This is a genomic window from Marinomonas sp. THO17 (assembly GCF_040436405.1).
Taxonomy (GTDB): domain Bacteria; phylum Pseudomonadota; class Gammaproteobacteria; order Pseudomonadales; family Marinomonadaceae; genus Marinomonas.
The window spans coordinates 1,108,153-1,128,928 of record NZ_AP031575.1 but is presented as its reverse complement, the minus strand read 5'-3'; the positions used below and the strand labels follow the sequence as shown (position 1 = coordinate 1,128,928).

Genomic DNA, 20,776 nt, shown 5'->3' with positions numbered 1-20,776 from the left:
ATATGAAGTGTTAATACGGCTTTAATCATGTTATGAGATTAACTGATGCCACTAAGAATATGCAATGGGAGTGAGTTTACCCATTGCATAAATTACGTAATTTTTATTGTGCGTTGAGGGATTGTCCGTTGATTGTCAGGCTGTCTTTACCCATTAGATACAGATAAAGAGGCATGATGTCAGTGGCGCTTGGAAGGCTATTTGGATCTTCATTTGGGTAAGCTGCAGCGCGCATGGCAGTTTTGGTTGCGCCAGGATTGATGGCGTTAGCGCGAATGTTTGGCTGGCTTTCGGCCAGCTCATTAGCAAAAAGCTGCATCATGGCTTCTGTGGCAAATTTGGAGATTGCGTAAGCTCCCCATTTGGCTTTCGCTGTTCGTCCAACACCCGAAGAGGTAAAAATAATGGAAGCTGCAGGGGATTTTTTCAGTAACGGCATCAAGGCTTGGGTAAGTGCCAGTTGGCTGGTGACATTGACGCGCATCACTTGTTCGAAAAGTCTGATGTCGTAATGCTGAAGGTCACAACGTTCACCAAGCAGGCTAGCATTGTGTAATACCCCGTCAAGTTGATCAAACTCCGATGTTAAGGTGTTGGCCAGTTCTCTATATTCGTGCTCAGAGGCGCCATCAAGATTCAGAGGTACGATGGCGGCTTGTGGATAGCCTTTGGCTTCAATAGCGTCGTAAACGGCCTCTAATTTTTTGGTAGTACGACCGAGTAAAATAACGGTCGCACCATGTTCGGCATAAGTAAGGGCGGCGGCTTTGCCTATGCCGTCTCCTGCGCCTGTGACCATAATGGTTTTGCCTTTGAGCAATTGGCTTGGGGCTTGATAATCAAACATATCTCCTCCTGATGCCTTAATTTAGGCGGTCGGCTTTTGGGTATGCATCATATAGTTGACCGACACATCTCTGTCGTTGAGCTTATAGACTTTAGTGAAAGGGTTGTAGGTTAGGCCAGTCATATGTTGAACTTCAAGATTTGCTTCACGGGCAAAGGCATTCAGCTCGGCTGGTTGAATGAATTTCGCGTAGTCATGCGTGCCTTTTGGTAACATATTAAGCACGTATTCGGCACCAATGATGGCAAATAGGTAGGCTTTAGGGTTGCGATTAATGGTTGAGAAGAACACGTGTCCGCCGGGTTTCACCAATGTCATGCAGGCGCGGATGACGGACGCAGGATCTGGAACGTGTTCAAGCATTTCTAGGCAAGTCACCACATCGTATTGGCCCGCTTCACGAGCAGCTATGTCTTCGGCTGTGATGCGTTCATAGTCAATGTCTAGCTTAGATTCTTCTAAATGCAATTTTGCCACCGCTAAAGGCGCTTCGCCCATATCGATGCCTTTTACCTGTGCGCCTTCTTTGGCCATGGCTTCGGATAAAATGCCACCACCACAGCCAATGTCGATGACTTTTTTACCATCCAGACCGGCGCGCTCTTTGATGTAGTTAGTGCGTAGTGGATTGATGTCGTGTAATGGTTTGAACTCATTTTCTGTATCCCACCAGCGGCTGGCTAGTGCTTCAAATTTGGCAACTTCATCAAGATCTACATTGGGTTGTTGAGGGTTGGTTGTCATAGATATGCCTTATTTGTAGTTGAATCTGGGTGTCGTCCGCTGCTGTGGACCTGAATTTTAATGCGGCGGTGAAAGTGCTGGCCGATGATTAAATAAGTATAGCGTTAACACTTTCACGAGACCAATAACAATTCTTAGATTGCCTTATTGATAAATACTTATTTGATGTTTGACAATGATTTTTACGAAGTAAGGTGGAGATGGGATCATATTTGCACGAATAGGCAACAAAACATCAATTGGGAAGGGGTGTTATTTTTTTCCTTGTGGTACAATACGGCGCTTATAAAAAAAGATATTAGGAAGCCTTTGGGCTTACGAGGCATAAGGATCGATTGTATCTATGGGTGAATTAGCCAAAGAAATTATTCCCGTCAGTATCGAAAATGAACTGAAAGGTTCCTATCTAGACTATGCGATGAGTGTTATCGTTGGTCGTGCGTTACCGGATGTTCGAGACGGGCTGAAACCTGTTCACCGTCGTGTTCTTTTTGCGATGAACGAACTGAAAAATGATTGGAATAAACCGTACAAAAAATCAGCGCGTATCGTTGGTGACGTAATAGGTAAATATCACCCTCATGGTGACTCAGCGGTTTACGATACGATTGTTCGTATGGCGCAACCTTTTTCCATGCGTTATACCTTGATCGATGGACAAGGTAACTTTGGTTCAGTAGACGGTGATAGTGCCGCAGCCATGCGTTATACCGAAATCCGTATGGAGAAGATTTCTCATCATCTTCTAATGGATTTGGAAAAAGAAACGGTCGATTTTGTACCAAACTATGATGGTACAGAGTTTATGCCTGAAGTCTTGCCGGCTCGTGTCCCAGGCTTGTTGGTGAATGGTTCTGCCGGTATCGCGGTGGGCATGGCAACCAATATCCCTCCTCATAATTTGGGCGAAGTAATCGATGGTTGCTTGGCCGTGATTGATAATAATGACATTTCCATTGATGAGCTGATTGAACGTATCCCGGGCCCAGATTTTCCAACAGGGGCTTTTATCAATGGCCGTGCTGGCATTATTGAGGCTTACAAAACGGGTCGTGGGCGCATTTATATGCGTGCTCGTCATCATATTGAAGACATGGACAAGGGTAATCGCCAAGCCATTGTCTTCACCGAAATTCCTTATCAACTAAACAAAGCAAAAGTGATTGAGAAAATCGCTGAGTTGGTAAAAGAGAAGAAAATTGAAGGCATCAGCGAATTACGTGACGAGTCTGATAAAGATGGTATGCGTATCGTGGTGGAATTGCGTCGTGGTGAGAACCCAGACGTAGTGGTTAATAATATTTTCTCGCAAACTCAATTACAGTCTGTATTCGGTATGAATATGGTGGCCTTGGTTGATGGTCGTCCACAGCTGCTTAACTTGAAACAAATCCTTGAGTGTTTTGTTAAGCATCGTCGTGAAGTGGTGACTCGAAGAACCATCTTTGAATTGCGTAAAGCGCGAGAGCGAGGTCATATTCTCGAAGGTCTAGCGGTGGCTTTGGCCAATATTGATCGTGTGATCGAATTGATTCGTACCTCGCCAACCTCCGCAGAAGCGAAAGAAAAACTGGTTTCTGAGTCCTGGCAGCCAGGTGATGTGATGGCAATGTTGGAGCGCGCTGGTTCTGATGCGTGTCGCCCGGACGATCTTGATGCCGCGTACGGTTTTGTTGATGGTGCTTACCATTTGTCACCCGATCAAGCGCAAGCGATTTTGGACTTGCGTCTGCACCGCTTGACGGGGCTAGAACACGAAAAATTAATGGACGAATATCGTGCATTGATTGATCTGATCGGAGAACTGTTGGAGATTTTGTCTAACCCAACACGTTTGATGGAAGTGATTCGTGAAGAGTTAGAAGAAGTGCGTGAAATGTTTGGTGATACTCGTCGTACGGAAATCTTAACTTCTCGCCAAGATTTGACCATTGCCGATTTGATTGATGAAGCGCCAATGGTGGTGACCATTTCTGATACCGGATACGCCAAATCACAACCGCTTGAAGAATACAAAGCACAACGTCGTGGCGGTCGAGGTAAGTCGGCTTCTGCTATGAAAGAAGAAGATCATATCAGCCATCTGCTGGTGACCAGTAGTCATGATACTGTGATGCTGTTTACCAACTTCGGTAAAGTGTATTGGTTGCGTGTGTTTGAGATTCCTGTCGCGAGCCGTTCTTCCAAAGGTCGTCCTATTGTCAACTTATTGCCATTGGCAGAGGGCGAACAAATTTCAGCTCTGTTGCCTTTGACCGCTGCTGAGAAAACGGACGTTGATGAAGAAGATGAAAGCCAAAACCAAGAGGCAAGTAGTTACATCTTTATGGCAACAGCCAAGGGTACTGTTAAGAAAACGGCAATGGAACACTTCGCTCGTCCTCGTTCGACCGGTTTGATTGCATTGAATTTGGATGAATCTGATACCTTGGTGGGCGTTGCTCAGACCTCTGGTGACAATGACATTATGTTGGTGTCTAGCTCAGGTAAGACAATTCGTTTCAACGAAGGTGATGTGCGCCCAATGGGTCGTACCGCAGCGGGCGTACGTGGTATCCGTTTAGCGGAAGGTTCTAAGGTCGTATCCTTGATTGTGCCGCAAGAAGGTTCTGCTGTTTTGATGGCTTGTGAAAATGGCTATGGGAAACGTACATTAGTAGAAGACTTCCCTGTTTATGGTCGTGGCGGTCAAGGGGTGATAGGTATTCAGGTATCTGAGCGCAATGGTCCGGTGGTGGGCGCGACTCAGGTGAATGATGCTGACGAGATCATGCTGATTACTGATCAAGGCACCTTGGTGCGTACGCGCGTTGAAGAGGTGTCTTGTCAAGGTCGTAATACGCAAGGTGTCACCTTGATTCGTCTGACCAATGATGAACATCTAGTGGGTGTGGTTCGCGTCGATGAAGACGATGAAGACGATATGTTAGATGGCGATGAGCCAGATACAGAGAATCAAGCACTCGGCGAAGCAGAGCAACCCGATGCGACAGATGAATAAGATAAATATGTAATAACAGCGGCGCACTTGATGCGTCGCTTTTGTTTAGATTGGCTCCTGATGTTTAGAGGTAAAAAACGGGATGAGTCGAAAGTACAATTTTTGTTCTGGTCCAGCAGCGCTTCCTGAAGCGGTTTTAAAGAAGGCACAAGCCGAACTGTTGGATTGGCATGGCGCAGGTGTATCAGTGATGGAGATGAGCCATCGCAGTACGGAATTTATGTCTATTTTGGCCTCGGCAAAGGCGCGTCTAAAGCGCTTGCTAGACATCAATGACGATTACGAAATATTGTTTGTTCAAGGTGGTGCATCGACTTTGTTTGCGCAGATTCCAGCAAACCTAGCAAAAGGTTATGAGTCTGCGTGTTATTTGGATACAGGTGCTTGGTCAAGCAAAGCCATCAAAGAAGCGAAAAAATATACTCGAGTGAATGTGGTTGCTTCATCTAAGGCAGATAATTACACCTATGTGCCAAATTGGTCCGATATGGAATTGGATGAAAAGGCGGCTTATTTACATATTTGTCCTAATGAGACTATTGGTGGCTTAGAGTTTGCCGATCTTCCGCAAACGAGCCTGCCTATTGTTGCCGATTTATCTTCTACTATTTTGTCACGCAAAATAGATGTCAGTCAGTACGGTGTGATTTACGCAGGCGCACAGAAAAACGTGGGGCCAGCGGGTATTGTAATCTGCATCATCCGCAAAGATTTGTTAGCACGTTGTGATGATTCATTACCGACTATTTGGAATTTTGCTAATTTGGCTAAGCACGATTCTATGGTAAATACGCCACCGACCTTTGCCATTTATTTGGCTGACTTGGTATTTGAATGGTTGGAAGCGCAGGGTGGTGTATCGGCAATAGAGGTAGTGAACCAAGCAAAAGCTAAGGCTTTGTATGATTTTATTGATCAAAGTGCGTTTTATGCTAACCCTATTGCACCAGCTTATCGTTCACGTATGAATGTGCCTTTTACTTTAGCTGACGAGTCGTTAGAAGCCGCTTTTCTAGAAGAATCGGAAGCAGCTGGTTTACGTACTTTAGCAGGCCATCGTTCTGTTGGTGGTATGCGCGCTAGTATTTATAACGCCATGCCAATGGAAGGCGTTCAAGCCTTGATTGATTTCATGAAAGCTTTTGAGAAACGTTATGGGTAAGTGGTTATGTCTAATTTAAAATCGGCCGTACCGGATACGCTGCCGCTGCTACGCGACAGAATCGACAGTATCGATTCGCAAATCCAGTCTTTAATTAATGAACGTGCCAGATGCGCTGAAAAAGTAGCTGAAGTGAAGTTGGCAGAGCAAGGTAACGAAGCCGTTGTTTTTTATCGTCCTGAGCGAGAGGCGCAAGTTTTACGCCGTGTCATGGCGCGAAATGAAGGGCCATTGGATAATGAAGAAATGGCGAAAATATTTCGTCAAATCATGTCTTCTTGCTTGGCGTTAGAGAAGCCAATGCGCATTGCTTTCTTAGGGCCTGAGGGTACTTTTACTCAGCAAGCAGCACTTAAGCATTTTGGTAAATCTATTATTAGTGCGCCGATGGCTGCCATTGATGAAGTGTTTCGCGAAGTGGAATCTGGGGCCGCTAATTATGGTGTGGTGCCAGTGGAAAACTCGACTGAAGGGGTGGTGAATCATACTTTAGACAGCTTCCGCGATTCTCGTTTAAAAATCTGTGGCGAAGTGGAAGAGCGTATTCATCATCATCTGTTGTTAAGTCCGAATGTGAATGCGGATGAAGTGACGCATATTTACTCCCATCAGCAATCACTTGCCCAGTGTCGTGCATGGTTAGATCGCTATTGGCCGCATGTTGAGCGTGTTGCAGTAAGTTCAAATGCAGAAGCTGCGCGTTTGGCGGCGCAAGATCCTCAGGATGGTCGTATCATTGCTGCGATTGCTGGAGAAGTTGCTTGTGAACTTTATGGCCTTGATAAGGTGTCTGCGAATGTTGAAGATCATCCTGATAACACAACACGTTTTTTAATAGTGGGAACTCAGGATGTGCCAGCCAGTGGAAAGGATAAGACGTCTTTACTGATCAGTGCGAAGAATGAGCCAGGTGCTTTGTATCGCTTATTGGAAGCTTTTGAACGTCATAAGGTGGATATGACACGTTTGGAAACGCGGCCATCTTTAATGAGTCGCTGGGGCTATATTTTCTACATAGATTTCGTTGGTCATTATCAAGACCCTGAGTGTCAGGCGGTCATCGAAGAGTTACGTGAGCGGGCCTCTGAAGTGAAGGTTTTGGGTTCTTATCCAGTGGCAGTGCTATAAACAGGTGATGCGAGATTGATAGAGAATACGACTAAACAAGAGCAGAATCACTTTGGCAATGTCATGATTGTCGGTTTGGGTATGATTGGCGGCTCTTTCGCAAAAGCATTGAAAGAGCGTGGCTTGGCTACCTTATATGCAGTAGATCGTCGTGAAGGGGAGTTGGCATTAGGTGTGTCTACTGGGGTGATTGATTATCCTGCGCAATTGACAGCCGATTATGTAGCGAAAATGGATGTGATCGTTCTGGCCACACCAGTGCGTGCCATGGCGTCAGTACTGAGTGAAATCAAACCCTTTCTTAATGAACAAACCCTAATCACGGATGTAGGATCTACCAAAGGTAGTGTGGTGTCTGCCGCTGAACGAGTGTTCGGTGTTATGCCGCCCAACTTCATTCCAGGGCATCCTATTGCTGGTGCCGAAAAAAGTGGCGTGCTGGCAGCCAATTCTCAATTGTTTGAAAAACACATGGCGATCGTCACGCCTGTCTTGAACAGTGATCCTGTGTTGGTGGATCGATTGCATCGTTTATGGCGAGCCATAGGGGCTGATGTGGTGAGTATGGATGTGACACATCACGATCATGTCTTGGCGTCATCCAGTCATTTACCACATTTGTTGGCTTACACCTTGGTAGATGCTTTAGCAAATAGTGATCGCAGTCAGGATATCTTTAAATTTGCCGCCGGTGGTTTTCGGGATTTTACTCGTATCGCTTCCAGTGATCCTGTGATGTGGCGCGATGTTTTCTTGGCGAATAAAGAGGCAACCTTGGCAACCCTTGATCAATTTACTGAGCGTTTAGCGGATATGCGTCAGGCGATTGAGCAGGGCGATGGCGCCAGTATGTTTGGTGTATTTACCCGCGCCAAATCGGCTCGTGATCACTTTTTACGACTGTTAGAGCAACGTACCAGTGATGTGCAAAAGGATATCAGTTCGGTTGCTATGCAAGTTTTTCCGGCTTCTGTACTGCAAGGTGATATTTCTTTGCCGGGTGACAAATCTTTGTCACATATCGCGATTACTATAGCGGCGCTTTGTGAAGATATCAGTGATTTGCGAAATGTCAGTTTAGACGGTGAAGTGCAAGTCACCATTCAAGCATTGCGAGATATGGGGGTGGTGATCGAAGCTCTGTCGACAAATCGATTACGAGTGCATGGTGTAGGATTAAGGGGTTTAAAAGCCCCCATTGCCCCGATTAATTTCCACCATTCTGAGTTAAGTTTGCATACTTTGTTGCCGGTTTTGGCTGGACAGGGTTTTGCTGTTGCAGTTACGGCTGATGAAGCCTTGCTGGATCGGGCTTGGACCGATTTATTTGGTTTGCTAAGGCAAATGGGCTGTGAATTGACCTTTGAACGAGAAGACTGTTTGCCAGCACATGTGAAGCCAATAAATGGCTCAGAATTGACCATTGCCTTAACGAAAGCATCTCATAAACAAACGATGGCAGCCTTCATGGCCTCTCTAATGATGGGAGAGAAGACGGTCATTGCTGGTGTTGGTGAAGAGATTGGCCAGATAGAGGTTATGTTGCACCGTTTCGGTGTTAGAATGTCGCGCTCTGCAAACGCGGTCAAAGTGGAAAGTCTGTTATTGCATTCGGTACAACTGGATATTTGTGCAGATGTGTATGCTGTTGCGTGGATGACCTTGTTGGCAAGCTTATTGCCTGGCTCCGAGCTGGAAATAAAAAACCTGAGTTTAGATGATCAGGCATTTCAGTATTTTCAGCTGCTCAAGCGTATGGGGGCAGATTTGGAATTGCCCGAAAAAAATGCTTCTGGTGTGTTTGAAGGTAGCATGGTGGTGCGTTTTGCTGAATTGTCAGCGGTTCACTTGTTGGCTGAGCAAGCGTATCGAGTGAGAAGTTTGTTACCTTTATTGTGTGTAGCGGCAGTGTATGCCAAAGGACAGTCTCATATACAGGGTATTAAGTTTCTGCCCTATTATCATGAAGACAGAATATTGGCATTAGCAGATGCACTACAGCAGATGCAGGTGAAAGTCGAGATAAAGGATGCGGATTTATTGATATCAGGCAGTGTTCCACAAGGAGGTGAAATAGACAGTGCGGGCGATCAATATTTAGCGCTAGCTATGTTGGCTTTAGGTGTTCGTAGTCAACAATTAACACAGGTAAAGGATTGCCAAACCTTATTACAAGAATTTAATGAGTTAGAGGCGTTGGCTAGACAATTGGGTTTACATTGTTCTGTTGCGCCATAGTGATTAAGAGGAAGAGTTATGATTAACCAAAGCCCAGTCATTACCATTGATGGTCCAAGCGGTGCAGGTAAAGGCACCGTGAGTCAATTAGTTGCGGAAAAACTGGGATGGCATTTATTAGACAGTGGTGCTTTGTATCGACTTTTAGCTTTAGCAGTGTCACACCACGGTATGTCTGAAAATGATGTAGAAACTCTGAAGGTATTGGCTGAACATTTGGATATTCAGTTTCAGCAGTCATCAGAAGGAAAGGTGGAAATCATCCTTGAAGGTGAAGTGGTTACTCAAGCAATACGTACAGAAGAGGTTGGTAATGCTGCATCAAAGTTAGCGGCCATACCGGAAGTGCGTGAGGGACTTTTACTGCGTCAGCGTGCTTTTGCTCAGATGCCCGGTTTAGTTGCAGATGGCCGCGATATGGGGACAGTTGTTTTCCCAATGGCACAAATTAAGATTTTTCTAACGGCTTCCGCGGAAGAACGTGCACAAAGACGTCTTCTGCAATTGCAGCAAAAGGGTGAAACTGTTAATCTAGACGAATTAGTAAGCGCCATTAAAGAGCGTGATGAACGTGACGCGAATCGTCCGATCGCACCTCTGGTACCGGCTGCAGGTGCCTTGGTAATTGATAGCACTGACTTAAGCATAGAACAAGTTGTCGAGATTCTCCTTGCTGAAACAGCCAAGGCGGGTTTTGTATAGCTTGTTCTTTTTTGCGTGTATTCTTTTTTACCTATTAAGTGTGCTAAAATAGATCAAATATTAAACAAGTCGATGTGGGGGCCAGTATGCCTGCATCGCAAATTTTATAAAAACTGACCCACATCTTGCTGGCAGTGTGGTTAAGGCTTAGTTCTCTAAGCCGATTATATAGGAAATACAATGACTCAAAGCTTCGCAGAACTGTTTGAAGAAAGCCTACAAAGCGTTGAAATGGCGCCTGGCTCAATTGTTACTGGTATTATTGTTGATATTGACAATGAATGGGTAACTGTTCATGCAGGTCTTAAATCTGAAGGCGTAATTCCTCGTTCTCAGTTCCTAACGGAAAGTGGTGAGTTCAACTTAAACATCGGTGATGAAGTAAAAGTTGCACTTGACGCTGTTGAAGATGGTTTCGGTGAGACTAAACTGTCTCGTGAAAAAGCTAAGCGTGCAGAGACTTGGTCTGTGCTTGAAAAAGCTTACGAAGAAAATGCCATCGTTCACGGTGTGATTAACGGTAAAGTTAAAGGTGGCTTCACTGTTGATATCGCTAACATCCGTGCTTTCCTACCAGGCTCTTTGGTAGATGTTCGCCCAATCCGCGACACATCTCATTTGGAAGGTGTGGATCTAGAGTTCAAACTTATCAAGCTTGATCAAAAACGTAACAACGTTGTTGTTTCTCGTCGTGCCGTTATGGAAGCGACTAACAGCGCTGAGCGTGAAACATTGCTTGCTTCTCTTGAAGAAGGTCAAGAAGTTAAAGGTATCGTTAAGAACCTTACTGACTACGGTGCATTCGTTGATCTTGGTGGTGTTGATGGTCTTCTTCACATCACTGACATGGCTTGGAAACGCATTAAGCACCCAAGCGAAATCATTGCAGTTGGCGATGAAATCGATGTTAAAGTACTTAAGTTCGACCGTGAGCGTAACCGTGTATCACTAGGTCTTAAGCAATTGGGTGAAGATCCATGGGTTGCTATCAAAGCACGTTACCCAGAGAACACCAAAGTTACTGCTAAGGTCACTAACCTAACTGACTACGGTTGCTTTGCTGAGCTAGAAGAAGGTGTTGAAGGTCTTGTTCACGTTTCTGAAATGGATTGGACAAACAAGAACATTCACCCATCTAAAGTTGTTCAAATCGGTGACGAAGTTGAAGTGATGGTTCTTGATATCGACGAAGAACGTCGTCGTATCTCTTTGGGTATCAAGCAATGTACAATGAACCCATGGGAAGAATTTGCAACATCTTTCAACAAAGGCGACAAGATCTCTGGTGCCATCAAGTCTATCACTGACTTTGGTGTATTCATCGGTCTTGACGGTGGCATCGACGGTTTGGTTCACCTATCTGACCTATCTTGGGACGAAGCGGGTGAAGAAGCAGTTCGTCAATACAAGAAAGGCGATATGCTAGAAACAGTTGTATTGTCTATCGACGCTGAACGTGAGCGTATCTCTCTAGGTGTTAAACAGCTAGAAGAAGATCCTTTCCTAGCTTATGTTGCTGAAAACGACAAAGGCGCTATCGTAACAGGTACTGTCTCTGAAGTTGATGCGAAAGCAGCGGTTGTGACTCTTGCTGAAGGTGTTGAAGCAACACTTAAAGTATCAGAAATCAGCCGTGAGCGTGTTGAAGATGCAACCACTGCTCTTAAAGAGGGTGATTCTGTAGAAGCAGCGATCATCAATGTTGATCGTAAAGCTCGTACAATCGCTATCTCTATCAAGCAGAAAGATGCTAGCGAAGAGAAAGCAGCGTTGAAATCTCACTCTGAGAAGCAACAGCAAGTTGAAGCTAATGGTCCTACCACTATCGGTGATTTGATCAAAGCTCAACTAGAAGGCCAAGAGTAATATACTTGCTCTATTGTCTAACTAAAAAAGCGAGCCCTAGGGCTCGCTTTTTTTATGACCATTGAAAGGTGCTTTACATCAAATAATTATAAACTGGAGGTGTTTTTTTGTGCTATTTTCTTGACAATAAAACTATACACAGAACATGTGGATAACCATGGGTATAGCCAGTCTATTATTAGTTAAGCGAGTCTAATAGGGTCTTCACGTCTTCTTCATTCCATTCTTCTTTTTCTAGAAGTTCTTTTAACTTATTGTTTTTCTTAGTGTTATCTAAGTTTTTCTGAAATTTGGCAAAATGAAATTCCTTGATCAGGCGTTCATCTTCTTTTGAGCGATAAATGTTCGGCTTGTCGGCGCTAGTGTCTTCTAACGCCTTACTCTCTGTGTTTGCTTGTGGATTGAGCTGATTGATTTTTTTATAAGTATTGAGAAAGTTTTTTTTAATCATGTTCTCACCTATGTATTTTCAATACTGATTACTTCAAAGTAATCTTTCTGCGCTTGCCACTTAATGTTGAGGTTCCATAAACGAGTGCCATGTTCGCGACCAGTTTGATCCGAGAGATACGATGGCCGAGGGTCTTGCGCGAGAATTTGTTCAATTAAAGTATAAAGGTCTTTTTCCATGCTTGCTGAGAAAGCTTGGCATTGGCTATTGGCTTTGTCGCTAAAACGAACGGCTTTTAATTGATTACGGGGCTCGCTAGGGATAAATTCACTGGTCGCCTCATTGACACAATCCGCATAGGGTAAATAAGGCTTAATATCCAAAACAGGGGTGCCGTCTAATAAGTCGGCACCGTGCAAATCAATCAGGATGCGTTTGCCTTGATGGTGTATCTTGCCAAGTTTCACCACAGATAAACCGATCGGGTTAGGTCTATGGGTTGAGCGCGTGGCAAATACCCCTACTTTTTCTTTTCCACCTAATCTTGGAGGGCGTACTTTGGCTTTCCAACCTTCTTGCATACAGGCATGAAATATGAACTGAATCCAAATATGGGAGTAATCAGATAGGCCTTCTAATGCGTCGAGCCTATTGTAAGGTGGAAGCAGTTCAAGCTGAGCCGTCGCCATGCTGACCAACCCCGGTTGTCTGGGAATGCCAAATTTTTCTTTATAGCAAGAATGTATAATGCCTATGCTAGAAAGTACAAAGGGGTCAGTTGAAGACAAGGTGGCTTCCTTTTCAAGTAAAACGGCACAAAACGAATAAAATTATTGTGATAGTATACTGTTTTAAGAAAAAATATTTGATCGCTTTTGTGATCAAGTGTGTGTTTTTACCTTTTAATTAGAGATAAACAATGTCTTTAGAAGCTTACATGAATCAAATAGGGGAGCAGGCGCGAGCGGCGTCTCGATTGCTTGCAAAAGCATCAACAGAACAAAAGAACATGGCTTTGTTTGCTATGGCTGATGCGTTGGAAACAGCTCGCCCCAGATTGATCGAAGAAAATGCCAAAGACATGATAAATGGTCAAGAGAAAGGTCTTGATGACGCTATGCTGGATCGTTTGCAATTAACCGATGCGCGCATTGATGGCATGATAGCAGGTCTTAAGCAGGTGGCTTCTTTGCCGGACCCAGTAGGAGAAATTTCCAATATGGCGTATTTGCCATCGGGTATTCAGCGTGGTCAGATGCGCGTTCCACTGGGAGTAATAGGTATTATTTACGAGTCGCGTCCAAACGTGACTATTGACGCGGCGAGCTTATGTCTAAAGTCAGGCAATGCGACCATTTTGCGTGGCGGATCAGAAGCTTTTTACTCAAACCAATGCATTGCGCAAGCGATTTCTGAGGGGCTTGAAAAAGTAGGTTTACCTGCTGATGCGGTACAGGTTATTAATACCACAGATCGTGAGGCGGTTGGAAAACTGATTACTATGCCAGAATTTGTGGATGTAATTGTTCCGCGTGGTGGTAAAGGCTTGATTGAACGCATCAGCGCCGATGCTCGTGTGCCTGTGATCAAGCACCTTGACGGTAATTGTCATGTGTATGTGGATAATGAAGCAGATCTTGATAAAGCTTATAAAATCGTCATCAATGCTAAAACACGTCGTTATGGTGTGTGTGGTGCTATGGAATCTTTGTTGGTACATCAAGAGATTGCATCGCAATTATTGCCTCGTATAGGGGAAATGCTTGCTGCAAAAGGTGTTGAATTGGTTGGTTGTGATCAAACCGCAGCTATTATCTCATCAGTTGTCAAAGCGACGGAAGAAGATTGGTATACGGAATATCTGGCTCCTAAATTATCGATCAAAGTGATAGGGAGTTTGGATGAAGCGATTGCTCATATTAATCAGTATGGTTCACATCATACGGACGCAATTGTTTCTCAAAATTATTCAAAAACTCGTATTTTTATGGCCGAAGTGGACTCATCATCAGTGATGGTTAACGCATCGACTCAATTTGCTGATGGTTTTGAATATGGCCTTGGTGCAGAGATAGGTATTTCGACAGATAAAATTCATGCCCGTGGGCCAGTTGGCTTATTGGGGCTGACCAGCCAGAAGTACATAGTACTGGGTGATGGTCATACCCGTGACAATTGATTTGCCTAATCCGTCAGCTCGTAAAGGGGTAGCCATTATGGGGGGGACCTTCGATCCTATCCATAATGGTCATCTCCGCACCGCAGTGGATATTCTTGATGGCTATCATTATGCCAACCTCAAGTTAATTCCTTGTTTTCAGCCAGTCCACAAAAGACAGCCTAGTGTCACTCCGCAACAGCGTTTGGATATGGTGAACTTGGCCATCAGCAGTCATCCCGGTTTGTCAGTAGACGCTAGGGAGATTGTTCGTGAAGGCCCCAGTTATACCGCGGACACCTTGCGAGATATTCGTGCTGAAGTTGGTGCAGATGAACCTCTGGTTATGGTGTTGGGAATGGACAGTTTTTTGTCTCTACCGACTTGGCATAATTGGCAAGACCTCATTAAATACGCCCATCTTTTTGTTGTTTCTCGTCCAGGTTGGGAGCCGGATCTCATTTCTGAGTTAAGCCGCTTTTGTGAAAACTATCGTGCCGCCTCGCCGCATGAGTTACAATGCACGCCTTCAGGTCTGGTGTGGTTTGAAACCTTAACGCCATTAGGAATTTCGTCGAGTATGATTCGAACTTTGGCGCGTCAAGGTAAGTCAATCGCTTATTTGTTACCAGAGCCTGTGCAAAACTACATAGAAAAAAATCAATTATATCGATAGGATAGTGTAAATTTATGAGTCAAATTAATCTCACAGCGGATCAAATCTTAGCTTTTGCTGTCGAAGCATTAGAAGATGTCAAAGGTGACAAGATCACTGTGTTGAATGTGTCCGACCATACCGACATGATGGATTACATGGTGATTTGTACTGGTACATCAAAAAGGCACGTGCATGCTTTAGGACAAAATGTATTTGAGCATTTAAAGCAGCAAGGTTTACAGCCCTTAGGTTCTGAGGGACGGGATATGGGTAATGATTGGGTCTTGGTAGACTTGCATGATGTGGTTGTGCATGTCATGACAGAAGAAGCTCGTGCTTTTTATGATCTTGAGAAGTTGTGGGATATTAAGCCAGAAAAGATGTAAGGCTTCGTTAGATGCGTGTGCGATTGATAGCGGTTGGAAATAAAATGCCTAAATGGGTAGTTCAGGGGTATGAGGACTACGTAAAACGGCTTCCGAAAGATTTTGCTCTAGAAACTGTAGAGATTCCAATGTCTCCGCGTGGAAAAAACTTGGATATTGCTAAAGCCGTTCGTAAGGAAGGGGACGCCATGCTTGATGCGATTCCCGCGGGTGATAAGGTCATTGCAATGGAAGTGCTTGGCAAAGAGTGGTCGACTGAACAATTAGCTGATCAGGCAGAACAATGGCGTATGGATGGCTACAATGTTTGTCTGTTAGTCGGGGGGCCGGATGGTTTGGATCCAAGATGTACTGCCCGAGCTGATCAAGCATGGTCACTATCACGCTTAACTTTACCTCACCCTATGGTGAGAGTCATTTTAGCCGAGCAGATTTATCGCGCTTGGACCCTTATGAACAATCATCCATATCACAGGTAGGTGTAGTAGGTGAGCCGTCAACATCAGCAATTTCGTAATTACCGTCAGGAGCAGCGTTTAACTCAGAATCGAGTCATTGCGGCTGCCATTTTCGTGCTCTTGTTGGCCTCTACTTTGATGGCTCGTCTCTTTTACCTTCAGGTCATAGAATACGAGCTATATCAAACCAAAGCGGATGATAACCGCGTAATGCTGGTCACCGAACCACCGCCGCGGGGACTGATATATGACCGTCATGGTTTAGTGTTAGCAGACAATCGTCCTATTCACAGTTTGACCGTTACACCTGAGCGGGTGGACAATTTTGTCGATCTAAAAGAAGAGTTGTCTAAAATCATCGACATTTCAGACAATGAATGGGAAAACTTTGAGGATCGCCTTAAAGAATACCGCCGTCCTTATCAGTCTATTACATTAAAATCTCAACTAACCGATGAAGAATGGGCTCGCGTTTCTGTTGATTTGTATCGCTTAGATGGGGTGCAAGTCGAAGCTCAATTAACTCGCTATTATCCTTATGGTGAAGCCTTTGCCCATGCGGTGGGCTATGTGGGCCGTATTACTGCAAGTGATCTAGAAAAGGTTGATAAGCAAGCTTATCAAGGTGCCTTGTTTATCGGTAAAACAGGTATAGAAGGCTATTACGAGAAAGCCTTGTTTGGTGAAGCGGGCTTTCGTAAGGTGGAAGTGAATGCGCGTGGTCGCATCATGTCTCAATTAGAGCAACAGTCACCCATTCCTGGAAAAGATCTGCATTTGTATTTAGACGCCAGATTACAGCAATACGCTTATGATTTACTGGGTGATTATAAAGGGGCTGTGGTTGCCATTGATCCAAAAAATGGTGGGGTATTGGCTTTAGTGTCGAAGCCGGGTTTTGATCCTAACTTGTTTGTTCGTGGTATTTCTGTAGCGGATTATTCAGAATTAAGACAGTCGAAAAAGCTACCTTTGTTTAACCGAGCCTTACGTGGTGGTTATCCACCAGCCTCAACCATTAAACCCTTTATGGCGCTGGCGGGACTGGATTACGGTTTTGCTTCATGGACAGAACGTTATTTTGCCAAAGGCTATTATCAAATCAACCCAGATGGGCGTCGTTATCGTGACTGGAAACGTAGTGGTCATGGCTGGATTGACCTAGAGCGCTCTATTATCGAATCAGTGGATACCTATTATTATCAGCTGGCGAATAAGATGGGCATTACGCCTATTCATAGTTTTTTATCTTTATTTGGCTTTGGTCGCAGTACCATTTTGGACTTAAACGGTGATAGTACAGGCCTATTGCCATCCAATGAGTGGAAAAAAGCCAAATACAAAGAGCCTTGGTACCCAGGAGACTCGGTAAATGTGGGTATCGGTCAGGGCTTTATGGTGGCAACACCTATGCAAATTGCCTCAGCTACATCTGCATTGGCGAGCCGAGGACGTTATTTCTATCCACGTATGGCTGAAACTTTGGGTGATCAGCCAGTTGAATTCGAAGACGATTTAGGTGGTGAGCACGATATTATTCTAAAGGATCAGCGTAATTGGGAAAAAATGGTTAAAGCCATGCGTAAGGTGATTACCGATTCACTAGGAACGGCGCGACGTTTACAAGGAACTGAATATGTTATTGCTGGTAAAACGGGTACTGGGCAGGTATTTAGTTTGCAGGAAGACGAAGAGTATGACTCTGAAAAACTGGATAAGCGTTTACATGATCATGCCTTATTCATCGGCTTTGCGCCTGCTGAAGATCCTAAAATTTCGGTATTTGCCATCTTTGAAAACGGTGGTAGCAGTTCGAAACCGGCGGATTTAACGAAAAAGTTATTTGATGCGTATCTTTATGATAAATATCCAGCCCACTATGACTACTTAAAAGGGAATGATAATGAGTGAGAACTTATATCGTCGCGTGCTGGTCTTTGCCAATGCCAGACTTTGGCAGTTGGTGCACATTGATATTTTATTGATTGGCTCCTTGTTCTTGTTGATTGGTGGTGGATTATTTGTGCTTTATTCTGCCTCTGGACAGAATGCGGCTATGATTGAACGTCAAATTTTTCGTTTCACGGCAGGTTTAATGGTGTGTTTAGTGCTGGCGCAACTGCCGCCTAAATACATGCGACGAGCGTCGCCCGCTTTATATATTTTTATTTCCTTGCTACTCATTGGGGTTTTGCTGTTTGGTGTTGGAGCAAAAGGTGCTCAGCGCTGGTTGCCACTACCCGGTGGATTGCGTTTCCAGCCTTCTGAAATCATGAAAATTGTGATGCCTATGATGGTGGCTTGGTATTTTTCTGATAGAGCGTTACCGCCGAGTTTTAAACAAATAGTGACTGTGCTTATTTTGATTGTGGCTCCAGTGTTATTAATTGCCAAACAGCCTGATCTTGGTACGTCATTATTGGTAGCGGTATCCGGTATTTTTGCCTTATTTCTAGCTGGCCTTGGTTGGCGCTATATTCTTGGTGCTGCGGCGCTCGCTCCCATTGCAGGTTTTAGTCTGTGGCAGGTGATGCACGATTATCAGAAGCAAAGGGTATTAACCTTCCTTAACCCAGAAAGTGATCCTTTAGGTTCTGGGTGGAATATTATTCAATCAAAAACCGCCATAGGCTCTGGTGGTATTTATGGCAAAGGTTGGTTAGAAGGTACTCAAGCGCAACTGGATTTCCTACCAGAAAGCCACACAGATTTTATCATTGCCGTGTTAGCGGAAGAATTTGGTATGCTGGGGTGCGGTTTACTGATTCTTGCATATCTTCTTGTTATTGCGCGCGGTCTTTACATTTCAGCCATGGCAGAGGATAACTACGCGCGTTTGTTAGCAGGTAGTCTTACTCTGACATTTTTTGTTTATATGTTTGTAAATATTGGTATGGTTTCAGGAATTTTGCCCGTAGTTGGGGTACCCTTACCTTTAGTCAGCTATGGTGGTACATCAATCATTACCATTATGGCGACCTTTGGAATTTTAATGTCGATTCAAACACATAAAAGAGCGAGATAATGTTTAAGCTAGCAGCTTCGGTTTTTATTGCGATAGGGTTAACCGCATGCAGCGCTGTTGAGCAAAAGGATATGCCTGCCAACTCAGGTGTGAGTAACGCTTTGCTGGAGGATATGCCAAAGGCTTGGGCAGATTCTTATGCTGGTTATCCAGAAGTACAAGTTTTTATCAATAAAATGGTTAATCAGCATGGTTACGATAAAGAGAGGCTGCAATTGGCCTTCTCGCATATCAAAGTGCGTCCTAAAGTGATTGAAAAATCGGATAACCAACCTGAAGTACTCATTCCTTACTATCAATATAAAACGCGCTTCGTGAATAAAGATCGCATGAAAGCGGGTCAAAAATTTGCCCAGCGTAATGCCAAGTGGCTGACTAAAGCGCAACAAGAGTTTGGTGTCGATTCCCATGTTATTGTCGCCTTGATTGGTGTCGAGACTTACTATGGCCGTATTACTGGCTCCAAAGATGTATTTACATCATTGACGACCTTGGCATTTGATTACCCTAGACGTAAAGACTATTTTCAAAGTGAATTAGAAGCGTATTTGTTACTCGCTCGCTCTAAAGGATGGAACATTGGCGAAACAAAAGGGTCATATAGTGGTGCGATGGGCATGGTGCAATTCATGCCAAGTAATTATCAGAAATTAGCCATCGATTATGATCAAGATGGACAAATCGATTTATGGCGTTCAGAAGCAGATGCCATTGGCAGTGTTGCAAACTATTTAAAACACCACGGTTGGCGACAAAATCAACCTTGGTTTGTTACTGCTAAGGTGTCGGATCCTTTGGTGGTGGAAGAAGAAATTAATAAAGGTCGAAGACCTAGCAAGGAAATTGAAGAGTGGTCTGCTGTAAATGTGATGCCGACGCAGCAATTTTCTTCTGATAAAACGGGTTTAATTGGTTTGCGCACTGCACCAGAGGAAATGTCTTACTGGTTGGCTTATGAAAATTTCTTTACTGTGATGGACTATAATCCGAGTCGACGTTATGCCATGTCAGTATTGGAATTGGCGAAAAGTATAGAGGCCTATGAAACGCATTAAACTACTGCTTGTCATAATGGTATTTGGCATGATGTTGACTGGTTGTATGAGTACTCGCCACGTTTTGGGGTATGACGATAAAGACATAGATTATGATAAAGCCTCTGGCGGTGGTCGTTATAGCATTTTGCAAGATCATGGGCCTAGTGGTGATGTGAAAGTGGATCATCTACCTGATCTGATTCCAAAATGGGAGCCGAAAAGCCGTGGCGGAAATAAAAGCCCTTATGAAGTGTGGGGTAAAAAATATTGGGTAATGGATTCAGCTAAAGGATACAGTGCAGAAGGAACGGCTTCTTGGTATGGCAAGAAGTTTCATGGTCATAAAACCTCAAATGGGGAAATATATGACATGTATGCATTTTCTGCCGCCCATAAATCCTTGCCGTTACCAACTTATTTGAAAGTAACCAATTTGGATAATGGTCGCTCAGTGATTGTTCGAGTGAACGATAGAGGGCCGTTTCATGGTAATCGCTTAATTGACCTTTCGTATGCGGCAGCGGTGCGGTTGGATTACCATAAAAAAGGGTTGGCAAGAGTGCGAGTCGAGGCGATCACCCCAGAAAAAGGTCAGTCTTACCAGCCAGATGAAGTTCTAGACGAGACACCGCAAGCCTTGCCAGATAAGGCTTCAGCCGTATCGCAAGGGGCTGATGAAAAGGCGCCTGAAGTGGTCTTTACCCATTTGCAATTGGGGGCCTTTAATTCTCAAGAATCGGCTGAGAAATTAAAGCATCGTTTGTTTGAAGCTTTTGATACAGATATTCGCGTTGAAGTAAATCAGCAAGGCGATGGGCTTTATAAAGTGCTAGTTGGCCCTTATAAAGAGGCTAATGAGTTACAAAAGTGGCAAGGAAAGCTACTTGAAAGCGGATTTGGAGATTCCGTAAGAGTAGCTTTACTTCCGTAAGGCGCATGGGCTTGGGCTAGAGATTCCAGTTGTGCTCTAGTATT

Annotated in this window: 18 protein-coding genes; 14 read left to right on the top strand and 4 right to left on the bottom strand. The window is 44.3% G+C overall.

From position 1 onward, the window contains the following. Positions 1–103 precede the first annotated feature (103 nt). Positions 104–847: a YciK family oxidoreductase gene (locus ABXS85_RS05305; protein ID WP_353668997.1), complete on the bottom strand. Its 744-nt coding sequence runs from the start codon at positions 845–847 to the stop codon at positions 104–106. A 21-nt stretch (positions 848–868) separates the two neighbouring features. Further along, on the bottom strand, positions 869–1,591 hold the full coding sequence (gene ubiG / locus ABXS85_RS05300) for a bifunctional 2-polyprenyl-6-hydroxyphenol methylase/3-demethylubiquinol 3-O-methyltransferase UbiG (protein WP_353668996.1): 723 nt from the start codon (positions 1,589–1,591) through the stop codon (positions 869–871). Positions 1,592–1,934: 343 nt separating this feature from the next. Here ubiG and gyrA point away from each other — a divergent pair, with 343 nt between their 5' ends. From gyrA to rpsA, 6 genes are all read left to right on the top strand, one after another. Next, positions 1,935–4,592, top strand: coding sequence for a DNA gyrase subunit A (gene gyrA, locus ABXS85_RS05295; RefSeq protein ID WP_353668995.1), 2,658 nt, complete (start codon positions 1,935–1,937; stop codon positions 4,590–4,592). Positions 4,593–4,674: 82 nt separating this feature from the next. Next, a complete protein-coding gene (gene serC / locus ABXS85_RS05290; RefSeq protein WP_353668994.1) occupies positions 4,675–5,754 on the top strand; it encodes a 3-phosphoserine/phosphohydroxythreonine transaminase in 1,080 nt (359 codons plus the stop codon). Between the two features lie 6 nt (positions 5,755–5,760). After that, on the top strand, positions 5,761–6,882 hold the full coding sequence (gene pheA, locus ABXS85_RS05285) for a prephenate dehydratase (RefSeq protein WP_353668993.1): 1,122 nt from the start codon (positions 5,761–5,763) through the stop codon (positions 6,880–6,882). 15 nt (positions 6,883–6,897) lie between these two features. Continuing rightward, a complete protein-coding gene (locus ABXS85_RS05280) occupies positions 6,898–9,120 on the top strand; it encodes a prephenate dehydrogenase/arogenate dehydrogenase family protein (RefSeq protein ID WP_353668992.1) in 2,223 nt (740 codons plus the stop codon). A gap of 18 nt (positions 9,121–9,138) precedes the next feature. Then, positions 9,139–9,822 carry a (d)CMP kinase gene (gene cmk, locus ABXS85_RS05275; protein ID WP_353668991.1) on the top strand — a complete coding sequence of 228 codons (684 nt, stop codon included), beginning with the start codon at positions 9,139–9,141 and terminating at the stop codon, positions 9,820–9,822. A gap of 180 nt (positions 9,823–10,002) precedes the next feature. Then, positions 10,003–11,688, top strand: a complete 1,686-nt coding sequence (gene rpsA, locus ABXS85_RS05270; protein ID WP_353668990.1) for a 30S ribosomal protein S1 — start codon at positions 10,003–10,005, stop codon at positions 11,686–11,688. Positions 11,689–11,866: 178 nt separating this feature from the next. Here rpsA and ABXS85_RS05265 read toward each other — a convergent pair whose 3' ends face one another. Both ABXS85_RS05265 and tsaA read right to left on the bottom strand, forming a co-directional pair. After that, entirely contained in the window at positions 11,867–12,139 is a 273-nt protein-coding gene (locus tag ABXS85_RS05265; RefSeq protein WP_353668989.1) for a hypothetical protein, read from the bottom strand. A gap of 8 nt (positions 12,140–12,147) precedes the next feature. After that, positions 12,148–12,867, bottom strand: coding sequence for a tRNA (N6-threonylcarbamoyladenosine(37)-N6)-methyltransferase TrmO (gene tsaA / locus ABXS85_RS05260; protein WP_353668988.1), 720 nt, complete (start codon positions 12,865–12,867; stop codon positions 12,148–12,150). Between the two features lie 131 nt (positions 12,868–12,998). Here tsaA and ABXS85_RS05255 point away from each other — a divergent pair, with 131 nt between their 5' ends. The 8 genes from ABXS85_RS05255 to ABXS85_RS05220 are packed head-to-tail and all read left to right on the top strand — an operon-like array spanning position 12,999 to position 20,732. Continuing rightward, on the top strand, positions 12,999–14,258 hold the full coding sequence (locus tag ABXS85_RS05255) for a glutamate-5-semialdehyde dehydrogenase (protein WP_353668987.1): 1,260 nt from the start codon (positions 12,999–13,001) through the stop codon (positions 14,256–14,258). Continuing rightward, positions 14,248–14,913, top strand: coding sequence for a nicotinate-nucleotide adenylyltransferase (gene nadD / locus ABXS85_RS05250; RefSeq protein WP_353668986.1), 666 nt, complete (start codon positions 14,248–14,250; stop codon positions 14,911–14,913). The genes ABXS85_RS05255 and nadD overlap by 11 nt, the downstream gene beginning before the upstream one ends. Positions 14,914–14,927: 14 nt before the next feature. After that, positions 14,928–15,281: a ribosome silencing factor gene (gene rsfS / locus ABXS85_RS05245; RefSeq protein ID WP_353668985.1), complete on the top strand. Its 354-nt coding sequence runs from the start codon at positions 14,928–14,930 to the stop codon at positions 15,279–15,281. A gap of 11 nt (positions 15,282–15,292) precedes the next feature. Then, positions 15,293–15,760 carry a 23S rRNA (pseudouridine(1915)-N(3))-methyltransferase RlmH gene (gene rlmH / locus ABXS85_RS05240; RefSeq protein ID WP_353668984.1) on the top strand — a complete coding sequence of 156 codons (468 nt, stop codon included), beginning with the start codon at positions 15,293–15,295 and terminating at the stop codon, positions 15,758–15,760. Between the two features lie 9 nt (positions 15,761–15,769). Beyond that, positions 15,770–17,650 (top strand): penicillin-binding protein 2, encoded by a 1,881-nt coding sequence (gene mrdA / locus ABXS85_RS05235; protein WP_353668983.1) that lies wholly within the window; start codon positions 15,770–15,772, stop codon positions 17,648–17,650. After that, positions 17,643–18,764: a rod shape-determining protein RodA gene (rodA, locus tag ABXS85_RS05230; RefSeq protein WP_353668982.1), complete on the top strand. Its 1,122-nt coding sequence runs from the start codon at positions 17,643–17,645 to the stop codon at positions 18,762–18,764. The genes mrdA and rodA overlap by 8 nt, the downstream gene beginning before the upstream one ends. Next, complete coding sequence (mltB, locus tag ABXS85_RS05225) at positions 18,764–19,819, top strand: lytic murein transglycosylase B (protein ID WP_353668981.1); 1,056 nt, start codon at positions 18,764–18,766, stop codon at positions 19,817–19,819. The genes rodA and mltB overlap by 1 nt, the downstream gene beginning before the upstream one ends. Further along, positions 19,806–20,732: a septal ring lytic transglycosylase RlpA family protein gene (locus tag ABXS85_RS05220; RefSeq protein ID WP_353668980.1), complete on the top strand. Its 927-nt coding sequence runs from the start codon at positions 19,806–19,808 to the stop codon at positions 20,730–20,732. The genes mltB and ABXS85_RS05220 overlap by 14 nt, the downstream gene beginning before the upstream one ends. The last annotated feature ends 44 nt before the right edge of the window (positions 20,733–20,776 follow it).